Origin of the sequence: Alcanivorax profundi (assembly GCF_003597125.1) — a bacterium.
Classification (GTDB): Bacteria; Pseudomonadota; Gammaproteobacteria; order Pseudomonadales; family Alcanivoracaceae; genus Alcanivorax; species Alcanivorax profundi.
On record NZ_QYYA01000150.1, the window covers coordinates 1 to 409 of the forward strand.

Below are 409 nucleotides of genomic sequence, written 5' to 3' on the forward strand. Positions count from 1 at the left end.
AGGCTTTACCTTGGTATAGTCGGTTTCTCCCAATTTGACAGATGGAAGGTCGTTGGTATAAGACCACTGCTTGCCACCACCTATCATCTCCCACCAAACACCTATGTACTTGACAGGTTTGATCCATGAAGTATCTGAATATTTGCAAGGCTCATTCAGATTGAGAATAAGGCGAGAGGCAAGCACCTTGCGAGCATCGTCCACTACCATGATGGTACGCCATGGAGTATGGCATGGGGTCTGCATGTGAGCCATGTTACCTTGCGCATCAGGGGTAAGCTGAGAGGTGAACACGAGGTTCTTGTCATCGAGACTCAAATGCATGCAAGAGTAATCCACCAAAGCTGCCTCATGGATATTGATATAGATACCATCGGCTGTCTTCATCTGTAGAGCGGTCTGCACACCT

At 47.7% G+C, this 409-nt stretch carries 1 protein-coding gene; it reads right to left on the reverse strand.

What is annotated here, in order from left to right:
- A partial coding sequence (locus tag D4A39_RS19320) for a glycoside hydrolase family 97 N-terminal domain-containing protein (RefSeq protein WP_199699506.1) occupies positions 1-409 on the reverse strand: 409 nt, incomplete at both ends.